Origin of the sequence: Micromonospora sp. LHW51205, assembly GCF_003315815.1 — a bacterium.
Lineage (GTDB): Bacteria > Actinomycetota > Actinomycetes > Mycobacteriales > Micromonosporaceae > Micromonospora > Micromonospora chalcea.
Map to the genome: position 1 here is coordinate 1,600,725 of NZ_QMEZ01000001.1, position 17,307 is coordinate 1,618,031.

At 72.9% G+C, this 17,307-nt stretch carries 21 protein-coding genes; 8 read left to right on the plus strand and 13 right to left on the minus strand.

What is annotated here, in order from left to right; genetic code table 11:
- Positions 1 to 50 precede the first annotated feature (50 nt).
- Positions 51 to 1,883 (plus strand): NHL domain-containing thioredoxin family protein, encoded by a 1,833-nt coding sequence (locus tag DQE82_RS07595; RefSeq protein WP_113972288.1) that lies wholly within the window; start codon positions 51 to 53, stop codon positions 1,881 to 1,883.
- Positions 1,884 to 1,943: 60 nt separating this feature from the next.
- Here the strand turns inward: DQE82_RS07595 and DQE82_RS07600 are convergent, their stop codons facing one another.
- Genes DQE82_RS07600 through DQE82_RS07610 form a run of 3 tightly spaced genes read right to left on the minus strand, consistent with a single transcriptional unit; the run spans position 1,944 to position 4,151 of the window.
- Positions 1,944 to 2,693, minus strand: a complete 750-nt coding sequence (locus tag DQE82_RS07600) for a LamB/YcsF family protein (RefSeq protein ID WP_043327589.1) — start codon at positions 2,691 to 2,693, stop codon at positions 1,944 to 1,946.
- Positions 2,677 to 3,540: a biotin-dependent carboxyltransferase family protein gene (locus tag DQE82_RS07605; protein ID WP_113972289.1), complete on the minus strand. Its 864-nt coding sequence runs from the start codon at positions 3,538 to 3,540 to the stop codon at positions 2,677 to 2,679. The genes DQE82_RS07600 and DQE82_RS07605 overlap by 17 nt, the downstream gene beginning before the upstream one ends.
- Complete coding sequence (locus tag DQE82_RS07610) at positions 3,537 to 4,151, minus strand: allophanate hydrolase subunit 1 (protein WP_113972290.1); 615 nt, start codon at positions 4,149 to 4,151, stop codon at positions 3,537 to 3,539. Before DQE82_RS07610 ends, DQE82_RS07605 begins: the two co-directional genes overlap by 4 nt.
- A 75-nt stretch (positions 4,152 to 4,226) precedes the next feature.
- Here DQE82_RS07610 and DQE82_RS07615 point away from each other — a divergent pair, with 75 nt between their 5' ends.
- Complete coding sequence (locus DQE82_RS07615) at positions 4,227 to 4,904, plus strand: hemolysin III family protein (RefSeq protein ID WP_030500524.1); 678 nt, start codon at positions 4,227 to 4,229, stop codon at positions 4,902 to 4,904.
- A gap of 68 nt (positions 4,905 to 4,972) precedes the next feature.
- Here the strand turns inward: DQE82_RS07615 and DQE82_RS07620 are convergent, their stop codons facing one another.
- The gene (locus DQE82_RS07620; RefSeq protein WP_030500523.1) at positions 4,973 to 5,263 is read right to left on the minus strand and encodes a DUF6458 family protein; all 291 of its coding nucleotides are present in this window, start codon (positions 5,261 to 5,263) and stop codon (positions 4,973 to 4,975) included.
- Between the two features lie 117 nt (positions 5,264 to 5,380).
- Between DQE82_RS07620 and DQE82_RS07625 the strand changes: the two genes are divergently transcribed.
- Complete coding sequence (locus tag DQE82_RS07625) at positions 5,381 to 5,917, plus strand: histidine phosphatase family protein (RefSeq protein ID WP_069089161.1); 537 nt, start codon at positions 5,381 to 5,383, stop codon at positions 5,915 to 5,917.
- A 3-nt stretch (positions 5,918 to 5,920) separates the two neighbouring features.
- Here DQE82_RS07625 and DQE82_RS07630 read toward each other — a convergent pair whose 3' ends face one another.
- The gene (locus tag DQE82_RS07630) at positions 5,921 to 6,331 is read right to left on the minus strand and encodes a helix-turn-helix domain-containing protein (RefSeq protein WP_043327593.1); all 411 of its coding nucleotides are present in this window, start codon (positions 6,329 to 6,331) and stop codon (positions 5,921 to 5,923) included.
- Positions 6,332 to 6,459: 128 nt separating this feature from the next.
- Here DQE82_RS07630 and DQE82_RS07635 point away from each other — a divergent pair, with 128 nt between their 5' ends.
- The gene (locus DQE82_RS07635) at positions 6,460 to 7,326 is read left to right on the plus strand and encodes an aldo/keto reductase family oxidoreductase (RefSeq protein ID WP_113972291.1); all 867 of its coding nucleotides are present in this window, start codon (positions 6,460 to 6,462) and stop codon (positions 7,324 to 7,326) included.
- Between the two features lie 9 nt (positions 7,327 to 7,335).
- On the opposite strand, the gene DQE82_RS07640 is transcribed toward DQE82_RS07635, so the two are convergent.
- From DQE82_RS07640 to DQE82_RS07655, 4 genes are all read right to left on the minus strand, one after another.
- On the minus strand, positions 7,336 to 7,605 hold the full coding sequence (locus DQE82_RS07640; RefSeq protein WP_013283345.1) for a DUF6458 family protein: 270 nt from the start codon (positions 7,603 to 7,605) through the stop codon (positions 7,336 to 7,338).
- A gap of 185 nt (positions 7,606 to 7,790) precedes the next feature.
- Positions 7,791 to 9,647, minus strand: coding sequence for an acyl-CoA dehydrogenase (locus DQE82_RS07645; RefSeq protein ID WP_043327595.1), 1,857 nt, complete (start codon positions 9,645 to 9,647; stop codon positions 7,791 to 7,793).
- Between the two features lie 116 nt (positions 9,648 to 9,763).
- Complete coding sequence (locus tag DQE82_RS07650) at positions 9,764 to 10,891, minus strand: PP2C family protein-serine/threonine phosphatase (protein WP_043327596.1); 1,128 nt, start codon at positions 10,889 to 10,891, stop codon at positions 9,764 to 9,766.
- A 68-nt stretch (positions 10,892 to 10,959) separates the two neighbouring features.
- Positions 10,960 to 11,592: a septal ring lytic transglycosylase RlpA family protein gene (locus DQE82_RS07655; RefSeq protein WP_069089158.1), complete on the minus strand. Its 633-nt coding sequence runs from the start codon at positions 11,590 to 11,592 to the stop codon at positions 10,960 to 10,962.
- 160 nt (positions 11,593 to 11,752) lie between these two features.
- On the opposite strand from DQE82_RS07655, the gene DQE82_RS07660 reads away from it, so the two are divergent.
- Together DQE82_RS07660 and DQE82_RS07665 are read left to right on the plus strand one after the other, a co-directional pair.
- Positions 11,753 to 12,301: a phosphoribosyltransferase family protein gene (locus DQE82_RS07660; RefSeq protein WP_199495948.1), complete on the plus strand. Its 549-nt coding sequence runs from the start codon at positions 11,753 to 11,755 to the stop codon at positions 12,299 to 12,301.
- A 39-nt stretch (positions 12,302 to 12,340) separates the two neighbouring features.
- Entirely contained in the window at positions 12,341 to 12,754 is a 414-nt protein-coding gene (locus tag DQE82_RS07665; RefSeq protein WP_104113406.1) for an ASCH domain-containing protein, read from the plus strand.
- On the opposite strand, the gene DQE82_RS07670 is transcribed toward DQE82_RS07665, so the two are convergent.
- The 3 genes from DQE82_RS07670 to DQE82_RS07680 form a co-directional block, all read right to left on the minus strand.
- Positions 12,751 to 13,632, minus strand: a complete 882-nt coding sequence (locus DQE82_RS07670) for an LLM class flavin-dependent oxidoreductase (RefSeq protein WP_113972388.1) — start codon at positions 13,630 to 13,632, stop codon at positions 12,751 to 12,753. The two genes, DQE82_RS07665 and DQE82_RS07670, sit on opposite strands and share 4 nt — an antisense overlap.
- A 50-nt stretch (positions 13,633 to 13,682) precedes the next feature.
- On the minus strand, positions 13,683 to 14,735 hold the full coding sequence (locus DQE82_RS07675) for a MerR family transcriptional regulator (RefSeq protein WP_113972389.1): 1,053 nt from the start codon (positions 14,733 to 14,735) through the stop codon (positions 13,683 to 13,685).
- A gap of 76 nt (positions 14,736 to 14,811) precedes the next feature.
- Positions 14,812 to 15,708, minus strand: coding sequence for a LysR family transcriptional regulator (locus DQE82_RS07680; RefSeq protein WP_113972292.1), 897 nt, complete (start codon positions 15,706 to 15,708; stop codon positions 14,812 to 14,814).
- Between the two features lie 87 nt (positions 15,709 to 15,795).
- Here DQE82_RS07680 and DQE82_RS07685 point away from each other — a divergent pair, with 87 nt between their 5' ends.
- Complete coding sequence (locus DQE82_RS07685; RefSeq protein WP_064447975.1) at positions 15,796 to 16,191, plus strand: VOC family protein; 396 nt, start codon at positions 15,796 to 15,798, stop codon at positions 16,189 to 16,191.
- Between the two features lie 9 nt (positions 16,192 to 16,200).
- On the plus strand, positions 16,201 to 16,707 hold the full coding sequence (locus tag DQE82_RS07690; protein ID WP_113972293.1) for a GNAT family N-acetyltransferase: 507 nt from the start codon (positions 16,201 to 16,203) through the stop codon (positions 16,705 to 16,707).
- On the opposite strand, the gene DQE82_RS07695 is transcribed toward DQE82_RS07690, so the two are convergent.
- Positions 16,686 to 17,297: a dihydrofolate reductase family protein gene (locus DQE82_RS07695; RefSeq protein ID WP_113972294.1), complete on the minus strand. Its 612-nt coding sequence runs from the start codon at positions 17,295 to 17,297 to the stop codon at positions 16,686 to 16,688. The two genes, DQE82_RS07690 and DQE82_RS07695, sit on opposite strands and share 22 nt — an antisense overlap.
- Between the last annotated feature and the right edge of the window lie 10 nt (positions 17,298 to 17,307).

Here is a 17,307-nt window from a genome sequence, read left to right on the forward strand (position 1 = left end):
CACCCCGGGTTCGCCGCGAGCGCACCCGGCCAGTGCGGCACGATGGGGGCATGAGCACGCGCGTACGGGCACCGGAACTGCGGGGTCGGGCCTGGCTGAACACCGGCGGCAAGGCCGTCACGCTGGCCGACCTGCGCGGCAAGATCGTCTTGTTGGACTTTTGGACCTTCTGCTGCATCAACTGCCTGCACGTGCTGGACGAACTGCGCCCGCTCGAAGAGAAGTACGGCGACGTCCTGGTCGTGATCGGGGTGCACTCGCCGAAGTTCGAGCACGAGAGGGACCCGGCGGCGCTGGCCGCGGCCGTCGAGCGGTACGGCGTGCACCACCCGGTGCTCGACGACGCCGACATGGACATGTGGCAGCAGTACGCGGCCAAGGCGTGGCCGACCCTGGCCGTGGTCGACCCCGAGGGGTACGTGGTCGCCACCATGGCCGGCGAGGGGCACGCCGAAGGGCTGGCGCGGCTGATCGACGAGTTGATCGCCACCCATGAGGCGAAGGGCACGCTGCACCGGGGCGAGGGCCCGTACGTGCCGCCGGCCGAGCCGGACACCGTGCTGCGGTTCCCCGGCAAGGCGCTGCCGCTCGACGGCGGGAACCTGCTGGTCAGCGACTCGGCCCGGCACTCACTGGTCGAGCTGGCCGCCGACGGCGAGACGGTGGTGCGCCGCATCGGCGCCGGTTCCCGGGGCCGTACGGACGGCCCGGCCTCCGCCGCCACGTTCGCCGAGCCGCAGGGGCTCTGCCTGCTGCCGCCGCACGTGGCCGAGGTCGCCGGTTACGACGTGGTCGTCGCGGACACCGTCAACCACCTGCTGCGCGGCGTACGGCTGTCGTCCGGCGAGGTGGTCACGATCGCGGGCACCGGGCGGCAGTGGCGCTCGACCGTCGACGACCACGCGCACGACGCCCGCGCCGTCGACCTGTCGTCCCCGTGGGACGTGGCCTGGTACGGCGATCGGGTGATCGTCGCCATGGCCGGCATCCACCAGCTCTGGTGGTTCGACCCGATCAAGCGGACCGCCGGCATGTACGCCGGGACCACAGTCGAGGCGCTGCGCGACGGCCCGCTGCCGGACGTGTGGATGGCCCAGCCGTCCGGGTTGTCCGTCTCCGTCGACGGGACACGGCTCTGGGTGGCCGACAGCGAGACCAGCGCGATCCGGTGGGTCGAAGACGGTGTGATGCACACCGCAGTCGGTCAGGGCCTGTTCGACTTCGGGCACGTCGACGGCCCGGCCGACCAGGCGTTGCTCCAGCACCCGCTGGGCGTGTGCGCGCTGCCCGACGGTTCGGTGCTGATCGCCGACACGTACAACGGGGCGGTGCGCCGCTTCGACCCGGAGACCGGCCAGGTGGGCACCGTGGCGGACGGGCTGGCCGAGCCGAGCGACCTGGTGCTGACCGGCGAGGGCGACGTGCTCGTGGTCGAGTCGGCCGCGCACCGGCTGACCCGGCTGGCGCCGGGCGCGCTGACGTCGGCCGGGGCGAACACGGTGGACGGCCCGCGGCACCGGCTGGAGCGCAAGCCGACCGACGTGGCGGCCGGGGAGCTGACCCTGGACGTGATCTTCACGCCGGCGCCGGGGCAGAAGCTCGACGAGACGTACGGGCCGTCGACCCGGCTGGTGGTCTCGGCGTCCCCGCCGGAGCTGCTGGTCGAGGGCGCGGGCACGACCACCGACCTGTCCCGCAAGCTGGTGGTCAGCGGCGACGTGACGCAGGGGGTGCTGCAGGTGACCGCCCAGGCGGCGACCTGCGACGCCGATGTGGAGCACGCGGCCTGTCACCTGACGCGGCAGGACTGGGGCGTGCCGGTCCGGGTGGTCACCGGCGGCGCGACCCGCGTGCCGCTGGTGCTGCGTGGCATGGACGCCTGACAGCGCGTGTTAAGAAGGGGCCCTTCCTCTACCGGAGGCGTTAAGAAGGGGCCCTTCCTTTCACGCGAACGGAGTGAGCGTGACCCCCGCGTCGATGAGCGCGGCGCGGACCAGCTCCGCGCACCGCACCGCGCCGGGCGTGTCCCCGTGCAGGCAGATCGACTCGACCGGGCAGGCGATCACCGTCCCGTCGACGGCGACGAGCGTCTGCTCGACGGCCATCCGTACCGCCCGGACGGCCACCTGCTCCGGGTCGGTCACCAGCGCGTCGGGGGAGCTGCGCGGCACCAGCGTGCCGTTCGGGAGGTAGTTGCGGTCGGCGAACCCCTCGGCCACCACCCGCAGGCCGGCGCCGGTGGCGAGCTGCGCGAGCACGCTGCCGGGCTGGCAGAGCACCGGTAGCTCGTGGTCGTACCCGCTGATCGCGGCCACCAGCGCGGCGGCCTGGGCCTCGTCGCGGGCCGCCGCGTGGTAGAGCGCGCCGTGCGGTTTGAGGTAGCGGACCCGGGTGCGGTACAGCCGGCAGAAGGCGTCGAGCGCGCCGAGCTGGTAGATCGTCTCGTCGCGCAGCTCGGCGAAGTCGTACGCGATGTGCCGCCGGCCGAAGCCGGCAAGGTCCCGGTAGCCGACCTGCGCGCCGACCGCGACGCCGCGTTCGGCGGCGGCGGCGCAGACCTGGTGCATGGTGGCCGCGTCGCCGGCGTGGAAGCCGCAGGCGACGTTCGCGGAGCTGATCAGGTCGAGCAGCGCGTGGTCGTCGCCGAGCCGCCAGCTTCCGAATCCCTCGCCCAGGTCAGCGTTGAGGTCCATGGAACGTCACCGTAGTGCCTGGCCGGGCCTGGGCGAACGCTGTCACGTCGTCCACCACTCCGACGACCGGGTAACCGCCGGTGGTGGGGTGGTCGGCCAGGAAGACCAGCGGCTGGCCGTCCGGCGGGACCTGCACCGCGCCGAGCACCAGGCCCTCGCTGGGCAGTTCGCCGGCGACCGCGCGGGGCAGCGCCGCGCCGGCCAGCCGCGCGCCGACCCGGTTGCTGTCCGGGCTCACCGTGTACGCGGTGCCGCACAGCAGGTCCAGCGCCTGCGGGGTGAACCAGTCCTGCCGGGGGCCGGGGCGCACTGTCAGCCGCAGTTCGTCCGGGACCGGCCGGGTGACGGCGAGGTCGACCGGGGGCGGCGGCCGGTCCGCGGTGCCGAGTGGCAGCCGGTCCCCGTCGCGCAGCGGAGGCGGCCCGAGCCCGGAGAGCGTGTCGGTGGATCGGCTGCCGAGCACCGGTTCGACGGTGATTCCGCCGCTGACCGCCAGCCAGGTGCGTACGCCGGCCCGGGCCGGTCCGACGCGCAGCACCGCGCCCGCCGGTAGTGCGAGCGGCAGTCCCACGTCCCCCGGCCGGGTGTCCCCGGCCGGCCACTCGACGGCCACGTCGGCCGGGGCGCCGGTGAGCGCGAGCGCGACGGCCCGGGTGAAGCGCAGCACGCAGCCGGTCATGGTGATCTCCAGCCCGGCGGCGTGCTCGTGGTTGCCGACGAGGCGGTTGGCCAGGCGCAGGGCGGCCGGGTCGAGCGCGCCGGAGCGGGGTACGCCGAGGTGCGCCCACCCCGGTCGGCCCTGGTCCTGGACGGTGGTGAGCGCCCCGGCCCGCAGTACCTCGATCACGGCGTGTCGACCAGCCGGACCCGGGTGCCGGGGGTGAGCCGGGCCGGCGGGTCGGCGTGCACGTCGAACAGCGGCAGGTCGGTCCGGCCGACCAGCAGCCAGCCGCCGGGTGACGCGGCGGGGTAGATGCCCGCGTACGGGCCGGCGAGCGCGACCGAGCCGGCCGGCACCCGGGTACGCGGTGTGGCGAGCCGGGGCACTGCCAGCTCGGGCGGCAGCCCGGTCAGGTACGCGAACCCGGGCGCGAATCCGCAGAACGCGACCCGGAACTCGGTACGCCGCAGCCGGTCGATCACGGCGGGCACGTCGGTGTCCCAGTGGGCGGCGACGCGCGGCAGGTCCTCGCCGTCGTACACGACTGGCACCCGGACCTCGGCGGTGGTCGCGCCGGGGCCGCCGGTCCGGGGCCGCCAGCCGGCGATCCGGTCGGCGGCGGCCGACGGGTCCGGTACGCCGTCGAGCAGTACGGTGACCGCGCCCGGGACGATTTCGGTGGCGGTCAGCTCGCCGCTCGCGCGCCGGTGCCACAGTTCGGCCCGCCATGCCTCGACCTGCTCGGGGTCGTCGCAGTCGAGCAGCAGGGCGTGGGGCCCGACCGGCCGGATCCGCATCCGGTCATCCTCCCGTCGGCTGACGTGACGGTCCACACTACTTGCAAGTAACCTACGCTGTCGTAACCTGTTGACGTGACCACATCCGCACCGTTCCGGCTCCGGCCGGCCGACATCGGGAAGCCGCGCATGCGCGGCTGGCTGCACGCATACGCGTTCTTCGCCGCTCTCGTCTGCGGCATCGTGCTGTGTTCGATCGCCGCCGGCCGTCCCGGCTGGGCGCCGCTGGTGAGCTGCCTGATCTACAGCTTCACCGTGTGCGGGCTGTTCGGCACCAGCGCGCTCTACCACCGGCGGGTCTGGTCCGAACGCGGCTACCAGATCATGCGCCGGATGGACCACTCGATGATCTTCGTGTTCATCGCCGGCACCTACACGCCGTTCTGCGCGCTGCTGCTGGACACCCGGCAGGCCACGATCATGCTGAGCCTGGTCTGGGGCGGCGCGATCGCGGGCGTGGCGGTGAAGCTGATCTGGCCGCACGCGCCGCGCTGGGTCTCCGCCCCGCTCTATCTCGCGCTCGGCTGGGTAGCGGTGGCCATGCTGCCGCAGATCCTGCACTCCGGCGGCGTCACCGCGCTGGTGCTGCTGGCCGTGGGCGGCGCGATCTACAGCGTGGGCGCGGTGTTCTACGCGCTGCGCCGCCCGAACCCGTGGCCCACGGTCTTCGGGCACCACGAGTTCTTCCACGCCTGCACGCTCGTCGCGGCGATCTGCCACCACATCGCGATCTACTTCGCCCTGTTCGCCTGAGCCGAGCCGGCCCCGGACACGCGCGAGGGCCCCGCGCCGTTGCGGGGCCCTCGGGTTCGGGGGCGGGATCAGGCCGGGTAACCCGAGCCCGGACCACGCACCTCGCGGTACTCCTCGCGTACGACGCGGTCCTCCCGCACCGGTGCGACCGGCTCGGCGACGACCCGCTCACGCACCGGCGCGGCCACGACCCGGCGGCGGCTGTTCCAGAAGTACAGCGTGGTGAGCAGGCCGGCGACGCCGGCGAGCATGAGCACCCAGCCCACCACGTTGAGGTTCAGCCATCCCAGATTGGCGTCGACGGCGAACGCGAAGATCGCGCCGAGCGCGATGAGAAAGATGCTGGCACCGATGCCCATGACGTCGCCTCCTTGGCGTCCTGCTGGCGTTTCCTGCCCGCCGCGGCCATGGATGAGGTAGCGGCACACATCGACATACCCAGGCGCTTTGATCGTCAATCAGGCAAGCTGGGCGGTATGACGGACGGCAGGAACGGGCAGCGGACGCTGGTGCTGCTGCGGCACGCCAAGGCCGAGCCGTCCGGGGACCTCCCGGACGTGGAGCGGTCACTCACCGCGCGGGGGCACGCCGACGCGGCCACCGCCGGGGCCTGGCTGGCCCGGCACGGGCTGCTCCCCGACGTGGTGCTCTGCTCGCCCGCCCGGCGTACCCGGCAGACCTGGCACGACGCGGCGATGGGCATGAGCGGTTCGCCGACGGAGAGCGGTCCGGCGGGCTCGGCGCCCGAGGTGCGGTACGAGGCGAGCGCGTACGACGCGCTTCCGGATCAGCTGCTGGAGCTGCTGTGGACCGTCGAGCCGACCGCCGGCACCGTGCTCCTGGTCGCCCACAATCCGGGGATCTCACTGTTGTCGGCGCTGCTCGACCCGCAGCGGGCCGACCCGGACGGGCTGCGGACCAGTGACCTTGTGGTGCACCGGCCGACGACCCGCTGGGCCGACCTCGGGCCGGGAACCGCGCCGATCACCGGCCGCCACACCGCCCGCGCCTGATGCTCACCCGACGCGGGTGTCGTACGCGGCCCGGTTGGCGAGCACGTCGTCCATGTGCGCCTCCGCCCAGGACTTCAGGCCGCGGATCATCTCGTGCAGGGAGAACCCGAGGTCGGTCATCTCGTAGGTGACCGTCACCGGCACTGTCGGCTCGACGGTGCGGGTGATCAGACCGTCGCGCTCCAGGGCGCGCAGCGTCTGGGTGAGCATCTTCTGGCTGACCCCGGGCAGCGTGCGGAACAGCTCGGAGTATCGCCTCGGTCGTGGGTCGCCCGCGCAGTCCGCCCCGAACCGGTGCGAGCCGTCGCTGCGCAACGCGGCCAGCACGAGTGCGACCCACTTGTCGGTGATCCGGTCGAGCAGTTGCCGGCTGGGGCACCCGGCCAGGAACGCGTCGTACTCGGCCTTGCTCATCTTCTGCTCCTGCCGCCCGGTGAGCTACGCACTTTCAGGTGCCTACTTCCCACGAGAAAGTAACACCCCGATAGTGGAGGGCGGCCGCCGCGACCCGGCGGCGTCGCGTAACGACGAGAGGTACACGCATGGCCCCCACCACCCTTCCCGGCGGCACCTGGACGCTGGGCGACCTGACCGTGACCCGGTTCGGCTACGGCGCGATGCAGCTCGCCGGCCAGTGGGTCATGGGACCACCGGCGGACCACGAGGGCGCCCTCGCGGTGCTGCGCGAGGCGGTCGCGCTCGGCATCACCCACATCGACACCAGCGCGGCGTACGGGCCGTACGTCACCAACCGGCTGATCCGGGAGGCGCTGCACCCGTACCCGGAGTCGCTGCACGTCGTCACCAAGGTCGGCGCGGACCGGGACGAGCAGGGCGGCTGGCCCACCGCGCGCGACCCGCGCAGCCTGCGCCGGCAGGTCCGGGAGAACCTGGAGACGCTCGGCCTGGAGAGGCTCGACCTGGTCAACCTGCGGCTCGGCGACGCCACGGGCCCGCAGCCCGGCTCACTCGCCGAGCCGCTGGAGACGCTCGTCGCGCTCCAGCGGGAGGGCCTGATCCGCCACCTCGGCCTGAGCAACGTGACGCCGGAACAGGTCACCGAGGCACAGGCCATCACACCCATCGTCTGCGTGCAGAACCACTACAACCTGGCGCACCGCGCAGACGACGACCTGATCGACGAGCTGGCCCGGCAGGGCGTCGCCTACGTGCCGTACTTCCCGCTCGGCGGCTTCACCCCGCTGCAGTCCTCGGCGCTGTCGGCAGTGGCCGCGCGCCTCGGGGCGACACCGATGGGCGTCGCCCTGGCCTGGCTGCTGCGCCGTTCCCCGAACATCCTGCTGATCCCCGGCACCAAGTCCGTCGCGCACCTGCGCGAGAACGTCGCGGGCGCCGGGCTGGCCCTCTCCGGCGAGGATCTCGCCGAGCTGGACCGGATCGGCAGCTGAGACGCGGCGTCAGGACGGCGGCGCCGTCGGCGGCGGCGGGTCGGGCGGCGGCGGCATCATCGCGGTCGGATGCGAGAGCCGGTTCTCCTCCACGATGAGCGTGCGGGCCCGCTTGCGGCGGTCCTGCCAGAACCACAGCGTGGTCAGCAGGACGCCCAGCCCGGCCAGGATGAAGACCCAGCCGACCGCGCGCAGGTCGATCCACCAGACGTTGGCCCGGATGGCGAAGGTCATGATCGCGCCGAGCGCGATGAGAAAGATGGCGCTACCAATGCCCATGTGCGCTGCACTCCCCCGTGCGATGGCCTTGGGCGTACTCCGGTCGTGGTCCGCGACGGTTACCCGCCACCGGGCCGCCTATCCGCCCGGAGCGCACGCACGACGACGGCCGGCGGGCTGGGGCCCGCCGGCCGTCGTCATGAGGGGGAGAGTGACGCTTCAGGGGTGAAAGCCCCCGGAAGGGCTCAGAAAGCCTCCTCCGGGAGGTCCATGATCTCCAGGTCGGTGCCCTCGATGATCCGCCGGTCCGCGCCGATGCGGGGCAGCACCTCGCGGGCGAAGAACCGGGCGGCGGCGACCTTGCCGGTGTAGAAGGACTTGTCGGCCGCGGAGACCTCGCCGGCCAGCGCCTTCAGCGCCACGTCCGCCTGCTTCTGCAGCAGCCAGCCGACCACCAGGTCGCCGATCGCGAGCAGGAACCGGCGGCTGCTCAGGCCGACCTTGTAGAGGGCGCGGGTGTCGCCACCCTGGGCCTCGCCCAGCCAGCCGGTCATCACGCCGAGGATGTTCTGGATCTCGGCGAGCGCCTTGCCGAGCGCCTGCCGCTCCTCCTTGAGCTGGCCGTTGCCGGCCTCGGAGGTGATGTGCTCCTGGATCTCGGCGGCGACCGCCATCAGGGCCTTGCCGTTGTCCCGGACGATCTTGCGGAAGATCAGGTCCAGGCTCTGGATCGCCGTGGTGCCCTCGTACAGGGTGTCGATCTTGGCGTCCCGGACGTACTGCTCCAGCGGGTAGTCCTGGAGGAAGCCGGAGCCGCCGAAGGTCTGCAGCGCCTCGTGCCCGAGCAGCTCGTACGCCCGCTCCGAACCGACGCCCTTGACCAGCGGCAGGAGCAGGTCGTTGACGCGCTTGGCCAGCTTGGTGGCCTTCTCGTCACCGGCCGCCTCGGCGATCGTGACCTTGTCCTGCCAGGTCGCGGTGTAGCAGACGAGCGCGCGCAGGCCCTCGGCGTACGACTTCTGCAGCAGCAGCGAGCGGCGCACGTCCGGGTGGTTGGTGATGGTCACCCGCGGCGCGGTCTTGTCGGCCATCTGGGTGAGGTCGGCGCCCTGCACCCGGTTCTTGGCGTACTCCAGCGCGTTCAGGTAGCCGGTGGAGAGCGTGGCGATGGCCTTGGTGCCGACCAGCATCCGGGCGTACTCGATGATCATGAACATCTGGCGGATGCCGTCGTGCTTCTCACCCAGCAGCCAGCCCTTGGCCGGTACGCCGTGCTCGCCGAAGGTCACCTCGCAGGTGTTCGAGACCTTCAGGCCCATCTTGTGCTCGACGTTGGTGGCGTAGACGCCGTTGCGCTCGCCCAGCTCGCCGGTCTCGGCGTCGAAGTGGTACTTCGGCACGACGAACAGCGACAGGCCCTTGGTGCCCGGGCCACCGACGCCCTCGACGCCGACCGGGCGGGCCAGCACGTAGTGGACGATGTTGTCGCTCAGGTCGTGCTCACCGGAGGTGATGAAGCGCTTCACGCCCTCGATGTGCCACGAGCCGTCCGGCTGCTGGATCGCGCGGGTACGGCCGGCGCCCACGTCCGAGCCGGCGTCCGGCTCGGTGAGGACCATGGTCGAGCCCCACTGCTTGTCGATGAACAGCCGGGCCCACTTCTTCTGCTCCTCGGTGCCCTCGACGTGCAGCACGTGGGCGAAGGACGGGCCGGAGGCGTACATCCAGATCGGGGCGTTGGCGCCGAGCACCAGTTCGGCGAGCGACCACCAGAGGGCACGCGGGGCGTTGGTGCCGCCCAGGGACTCCGGCAGGTCGAGGCGCCAGAACTCGGAGTCCATGAACGCCTTGTACGACTTCTTGAACGACTCCGGCAGCGGCGCGGTGAACGTCGCCGGGTCGAAGACCGGCGGGTTGCGGTCGCTGTCCGTGTAGCTGGCAGCCAGGTCCTCGCGGGCGAGGCGGTCGACCTCGCCGAGGAAGCTGCGGGCGGTGTCGACGTCCAGGTCCGTGAACGGGGCCTGGCCGAGCGTCCGGTCCGCCCCGAATACCTCGAACAGGTTGAACTCGAGGTCCCGCACGTTGCTCTTGTAGTGGGTCATGCTCGCTGGCCCCGCTTCCGGACAGGTGTTACCGATCAGTAACTCCAGACTGTATTACTCACCGGTAGGCAACGACAAGCGGATCTCGGAAGTGACAGCGATTACACACTTCCCGTTCATCCGTCGGCGGCGCCGACCTCCCAGCTCGGCACCGGCGTCGCGGTGGCGCTGTACGGGCCCGCGTACTCCATCAGGACCAGCGCGATGTCGTCGTCGAGCCGGCCGTGCACCCACTCGACCAGGGCGGTCTCCAGCGAGGCCAGCCCGTCGGCGACGGTGCCGTGGCCGAGCAGCCGCCAGGCCCGGTCGGCGGTGGGGAAGAACTCGCCGTCCCGGCGCGCCTCGCCAAGCCCGTCGGTGAACAGCAGCAGCCGGTCGCCCGGCTCCAGCCGCTCCACACGCGGCCGGACCACCGGCATGAAGCCGAGCGGCGGCGCGGGCGCGGGCGGCTCCAGCGGGATCACCGCGCCCCGGCGCAGCAGCAACGGCGGCGGGTGCCCGCAGTTGACGATCGTGAGGGTGCCGCCGCGCTCCTCGACCAGCGCCGCGGTGACGAAGTCCTCGTCGCCGACGTTGCGGGCCACCGCCCGGTCCAGGTCGGTCACCACCGCGCGCAGGTCGGCCCGCTCGTACGCGACGTGCCGGTAGGAACCGAGCACGATGCTGGCCAGGCGGACCGCGTCCAGCCCCTTGCCCCGGACGTCACCGATGATCATGCGGACGCCGTACGGGGTGTCCATCGCCTCGTACAGGTCGCCGCCGATCTCGGCGGTAGCGGTCGAGGAGATGTACCGGGCGGCCACCGCGAGCGTGCCGACCTGCGGTCCGAGCGGGCGCAGCACCGCCTGCTGGGCCACCGAGGCGAGCCGGGACAGCTCCGCGATCCGGTCCACCTGCCGCTGGCGTACCGCCGCCGTGGCCGCGGCGACGACAGTCCCCACCGCGATGGCTGTCACGTTCACGGCGGTCACCAGCGTGGTACCCCGCTCGGCGAGGGCGAAGGCGACACCGACGGCGGTGGCCAGCCCGCCCATCGCGAGCACCACCCGCCAGGAGGCCAGCGCCGCCGCCAGGAACGGCGCGATGACCATCAGCGCGAGGTAGTGCGCCGGACGGCCGTCGGCCAGTTCCGCCGCGGCGACGATCGCGAGCAGCCCGAGGGCCGCGCCGAGGCCGGCGCGGGATCCGGGGCTCAGCGGGCGACGGCCCGGCTGGAAGGGTTGCGTGCGTACATCGGACAGCATGCCTGATGGACGTGAACGGGAGAATGAACCTGGCCCGTCGGCCGTGGAAGTTCTGGCCGAGTGGACGGTCAGCCGAGGACCTCGTACCGGACCTGGATGTGCCCGAGACCGGTGGCGGCGATGGACGCGAACGCGGCGCGGGACAGGTCCAGGCACCGGCCCTCGATGAACGGGCCCCGGTCGTTGATCCGCACCACCACCGACTTGCCGTTGTCCGGGTTGGTGACCCGGACCTTCGTGTTGAACGGCAGCGTCTTGTGCGCGGCGGTCAGCGCGTTCGGGTTGAACGACTCGCCGTTCGCGGTCATCTGACCCTCGGCGTAGAAGGACGCGCCGCAGGAGCCGCTGTCCACGACCTTCGGGCTGCTGGTCTTCTTCGCCGTCGGCGACGGGGAGGCGGTCCGGGCCTTGCTCCGGGAGGCCGCCTGGGTCCGGCTCGACTTCGGGCTCGCGGTGGCCTTCGGCGACGGGCTGAGGCTCGCGCTCGGCGAGGCCGAGGCGCTCGGCGAGGGGGCCGCCGAGGTGGGGGCGGGCGTGCTGGGCAGCGTCGCGACCGCGACCGGCTCGGCGGGCGGCTCGGCGGAGGTGAGCCGCACGGCGCCGACGGTACCGCCGACCGCGAGCGCCACGCCGACCGCCGCGGTCGCGGCGATGGCGGCGGGCGAGGAGAACTTGCGGGTACGAAGGTGCCTAGCAGCCACCGGCCCGGTCCTTTCGTCAACTGAACAAACCGGCCCGGACCGTAACGAGAGAAGCACTTCCGAAGTCAACGTGATCATGGTGCTATGCCCGTATTTACCCCGGTACGTGTAGCCGATCACGCCACGCTCGATCGGCCGAACGGCCCACCGATCCCCGAGGATGGAAACCGTGCTGAACCGTCGCCTGGTCGAGCTGTTCCGGTGGATCGACCCCGGCCCCGGCAGCACCCACCTGGTCAGCGACACCTCCGGCTGGTGGCGTGACCCCGAGGTGCTCGCCCAGGTCGGCCCGGCGCTGGCCGGGCTCTTTCCGGACGCCCGCCCGACCGTCGTGATCGCGCCCGAGGTGACCGGGCTGCTGCTCGGCCCGCTCGTCGCGGTCGCCACCGGAGCCGGTTTCCTGCCCGCGTACAAGGACGGCGGCGAGCGACGCCGGGCCGGGCCGACGCGCTGGGCGCAGACACCCCCCGACTACCGGGGCCGGCGGCTGCGGGTCGGCGTGGACAGCAGGCGGCTCGGCACCGGCGACCGGGTGCTGCTCGTCGACGACTGGGTCGACACCGGCGCGCAACTGGACGCGCTGTGCCGGGTCGTCCGGGACGCCGGGGCCGACCTGGTCGGCGCCGCCGCGCTCGTCGCGACCTGCCCGCCCGAGGTCGCCGCGCGGCTGAGGCTGCGCACCCTGCTCACCGGCGCCGACCTGCCGTGAGCCGCCGGCGGTGGCGGAGCGTGCCGTAGCGTCGGCGGCATGTGGCCCCGCATCGGTGGATTGCGCGCACTCGCCCTCGGCACGCCCGGTGAGCTGCGCACCCGGCTCAACACCCTCGTGCTCTCCGGCGTGAAGACCGCCACCGCCGGCCTCGTGCAGGAGTACGACGACGAGAACGAGGAACTGGAGTACGTCGGCGAGCGACTGGTCCTGGTCGACGACAACGACCGGTTCGTCGCCGTGATCGAGGTGACAGGCGTCGAGGTGGTGCGCTTCGCCGACGTGCCGTGGGACTTCGCCCGCGCCGAGGGCGAGGGCGACAGGTCGATCGAGGAGTGGCGCGAGGGCCACGGCGCCTACTGGGCCCGGCAGGGCACGCCGGTCACCGACGACACCCTGATCGTCTGCCTCCGGTTCCGGGTGGTCTCCACCGAGGGCAGCGTCGGCACCTAGCCGGCCCGGCGCAGCTCCGGCAGCAGCGCCGCCGCCTCCACCAGCACCGCCTCGTCGCCCGCGTACCAGCTGCTGGCCCGGGGCCAGTGCGTCACCACGTCGGTGAAGCCCAGCCGGGCCGCCCGGGCCACCTGCTCGGCGAAGAAGTCGGCGCTGGTCAGCGAGAACATCGGAGCGGAGTCGAGCGAGAGGTAGCGGTCCAGCGTCGCCGGGTCACGGCCGGCCTGCTCCAGCGTGCGGTCCATCCGCTCGGACAGCTCCGTGACCGTCCGCCACCAGCTCTCCACGTCGTCGCTGCCCTGCCCGATGGTCACCCAGCCCTGCCCGAACCGGGCGGCCAGCCGCATCGAGCGGGGACCGTTCGCGGCCACCACGAACGGCACCCGCGGCTGCTGGACGCACCCCGGGTTGTTGCGCGCGTCGACTGCGGTGAACCAGTCCCCGCGCCAGGTCGTGCCGTCCTCCCGCAGGATCGCGTCGAGCAGCTCGGTGAACTCGGCGAACCGGTCCACGCGCTGCCGGGGCGGCAGCGTCTCGCCGCCGAGCACCGCCGAGTCGAAGCCGATGCCCCCCGCGCCCAGGCCGAGCAGCACGCGGCCGTCGGACACGTCGTCGAGCGCCGTCACCTGCCGGGCGAACGCCACCGGGTGCCGGAAGTTCGGCGAGGCCACGAGCGTCCCCAGCTTGACCCGGGACGTCACGCCGGCCGCCGCGGTCAGCGTCGTCCACGAGTCGAACCACGGCCCGTCGACCAGGTCACGCCAGCCCAGGTGGTCGTAGGTCCAGGCGTGGTCGAAGCCCCACTCGTCCACCTGGGCCCACCGCCGACGTGCTTCCGACCAGCGCTGGTCAGGCAGGATCACGATGCCGATTCGCATGCCCGCCAGGGTACGACCCGGGTCGGACACTCCGACCCGGGTCGCGGTGATCACGCCGCCAGATCGGCGACCACGCAGGCGATGTTGTCCGGTGCGCCGGCCGCGTACGCCAGCTCCACCAGGCGCTCGACGGCGCTCTCCGGATCGTCCGCCTCCGTCAGCGCGGCGTGCAGCGCGCCCGGCTCCACCACGGCGGAGAGGCCGTCGGAGCAGAGCAGGTAGCGGTCGCCGGGCAGCGCGGTCCGCAGCGCCAGGTCCGCCTCGACCTCCGCGCCCGCGCCGAGCGCCCGGGCCAGCAGCGCCCGCTGCGGATGCGATCCCGCCTCGGCCGGGGTGAGCCGGCCCTGGTCGACGAGCGTCTGCACGTACGTGTGGTCCTGGGTGAGCCGGGACAGCTCACCGCCGCGCAGCAGGTACGCCCGGCTGTCCCCGACGTGCACGAGCGCCAGCCGGGTGCCACGTCGCACGAGCGCGGTGAGCGTGGTGGCGGGCTGGTCGGCGTCGGTGGCGTGCGCGCGTACCGCCCGGTCGGCCCGGCTCACCGCGTCGGCAAGCGCGGCGAGCAGGTCGGCCTGCGACTCGTCCGTCTGCTCCAGCGGCCGCAGCGCGTCCACCGCCTCCGCACTGGCGGTGGACCCGGCCGGGCCGCGTACGCCGTCGGCGACAGCGAGCAGCGCCGCGCTCGCGTACGCGGTGTCCTCGTTGGAATGGCGGACCGTTCCCGTTTCGCAGCGCGTCGCGTACCGGAAGATCGTCTCGGACATGGTGGTGCCCCTCTCGCTGAGCGTGTCGACGAGGAGCGCGACGGCCCGGCCGCGCGCCGCGGTGTCCGCGCTGACCCGCCGCCACCAGGCGTCGAGCGCCTCCGCGGCGGCCGCGGGCGGCAGGCCGCAGACGGTACGGATCTCGGCCAGCGGCATCCCCGCCCGGCGCAGCCCGGCGATCAGCCGCGCCCGGTCCGCCTGCTCCGGCGCGTAGTAGCGGTAGCCCGAGTGCGGGTCCACCGCGGCCGGGGGCAGCAGCCCGCAGTCGTCGTAGATGCGCAGCGCCTTGGCGCTCAGGCCGGTCGCGCGGGCGAACGCCCCGATGGTCAGCAGTCGCACCGTGCCTCCCTCGCGCTCCTCGTGCCGGTCACCGCGACCGGCACCGATCACGCTGGGCCTTGCCGCAGGGGACGGGTCAAGCCGCGTCAGGGAGCGGGTTGGCGTCGGCTGCTGCGCGGACGAACTCGCGTACCCGGGATGTGGTGTTCCCGGCCGGCCACACCGGACCGCGACAGATCGGCGGCGCGTCGTGGATCGGCACGTAGGCCACGTCCGGACGGGCGTAGAACTGCCGGGCCTGCTCACCCACCGGCAGCACCCCGCGCCCGAGCGCGACGAGCGCCAGCATCTCGGAGAAGCTGCCACCCACCGGGCCCTTCGGCACCGGACGGCCGGACGGGGTGCGGTCCGGCGTGCGGTCCTGCTTGAACGCGGTCGACGTCACCGCCGGGTACTGCACCACCGGATGGTCGCCGAGCACCTCCAGCGACACCGACTCCTCGGCCGCCAGCGGATGGCCCGCGGCCACCGCGAGCACCCGGCGCTCGCGCAGCAGCACCGGGCCGTTCGCCATGCCGTCGAAGGGGTACGAGGCGATCAGGACGTCGATCGTGCCGTCCAGCAGGCTCGACCGGGTGCTGGCCAGCGGCGCCTCGTGCACGTGCACCTCGCAGTCCGGATGACGCTCGGTGAACAGCGCGACCGCCCGCAGCAGCACCGGCGCTGTCGACTCGCCGACGTACGCCACCCGCAGCTCGCCGGTGAGCCCGCGCCCGGCGTCCACGGCCCGCTGCACCGCCGCCTCGATGCCGGCCACCAGCGGGCGCATCTCCTCGGCCAGGCGGGCACCGATCGGGGTGAGCCGGACGACCCGGCTGGTGCGCTCGAACAGCGGCGCACCGATGCGGCGTTCCAGCTTGCGCACCACGTGGCTGACCCGTCCGGTGCTCACCCGCAGCCGCTCGGCGGTCCGCCCGAAGTGCAGCTCCCCGGCCAGGGTCAGGAACGTCTCGATCTCGTACCGCTCCAGCACAAGGCGCCTCCGTCGTTGCCCGTGAGTCAACGATCGTAGTGCGATCGGGGGTTGGTCCCGCCGCCGCGCCGGGCCAGAGTTGACGGCATGCGGAACGATCTCGTGACGGTGACCGGGTTCGACCATCTCGTGCTCTCGGTGAGCGACGTCGAGCGTTCCCTCGACTTCTACTGCGGCACGCTCGGGCTGGCCCCGGTGCGGGTCGACAGGTGGCGGGCCGGCGAGGTGCCGTTCCCCTCCGTACGCATCGACGCCGGCACCATCATCGACCTGATCGCGGGCGACCCGACCGGGTCCAACGTGGACCACTTCTGCCTCGTCGTGGAGCCGGTCGACTGGCAGCGGGTGGTCGACTCCGGGGTGTTCACGGTGCTGACCGGCCCGGTCCCGCGCTTCGGGGCGCGGGGCACCGCCACCTCGATCTACGTCAGCGACCCGGACGGCAACACAATCGAACTGCGTTCCTACCCGGCCGACGCCTAACCTGGCCCGATGCCGGAGCTGGAACGACTCGCCGCCCGCCACGCGCCCGCCGTGCTGCGGTTCGAGCGGGAGAACCGGGCCTACTTCGCCCGGTACGTCCCCGACCGGGGCGACGACTTCTTCACCGGCTACGCCGCCCGGCACGCGGCCCTGCTGGCCGAGCAGGACCGCGGCACCTGCCACTTCCACGTGCTGGTCGGCGACTACGGCGCCGTACTCGGGCGCTTCAACCTGGTCGACGTCGCAGGCGGCAGCGCCGAGCTGGGCTACCGCGTGGCCGAGCGCGCCGCCGGGGGCGGGCTCGCCGGCGAAGGCGTACGGCGCGTCTGCGAACTGGCCCGCGGCGAGTACGGGCTGCGCCGGCTCGTCGCCTCGGCGGCGCTGGCGAACCCGGCCTCACTGGCGGTGCTCACGCGTGCCGGCTTCGTACCGGACGGTCCGGTGGAACTGGACGGGGAGCCCGGCCTGCGGCACACGCTCGACCTCGACGTGCCCTACGCGGCCGCGTCGCCGTAGGCGGGCGCGCCGGCCGGCTCGTACGTCAACCGCAGCGTGCCGTGGGCGTGGGTGACCGACTCGGTGAGCCGCAGCGCGGTCGGCACCGTGCCGTCGCCGAACAGCCGCTTGCCGGTGCCGAGCAGCACCGGGTACACCCACAGGTTGAGCCGGTCCACGAGACCGGCGCGCAGCAGCGGCTGCGCCAGGTCGAGGCTGCCGATCACGTGCACCTCGTCGTGGCGGGCCTTGATCTCGGTGACGCGCTCGGCGAGGTCACCGTTGACCAGCGTCGAGTTCGCCCAGGTCAGCGGCTCGGTGAGGGTACGGCTGGCCACGTACTTGGGCACGCCGTTGAGCAGGCCGGTGAAGGGGATCTCCTCCGGCGCCTTCGGCCAGTAGCCGGCGAAGATGTCGTACGTCTTGCGGCCCAGCAGCAGCGCGTCCATGCTGCTCGCCTGCTGGAACATCACCGCGCCGGACTTCTCGTCCAGCAGCGGCATCTGCCATCCGCCGTGGCTGAAGCCGCCGTCGCGGTCCTCGTCAGGCTCGCCGGGCGCCTGCGCCACGCCGTCGAGGGTCAGGAACTCGGTCACGATCAACGTACCCATGGGTCTGCTC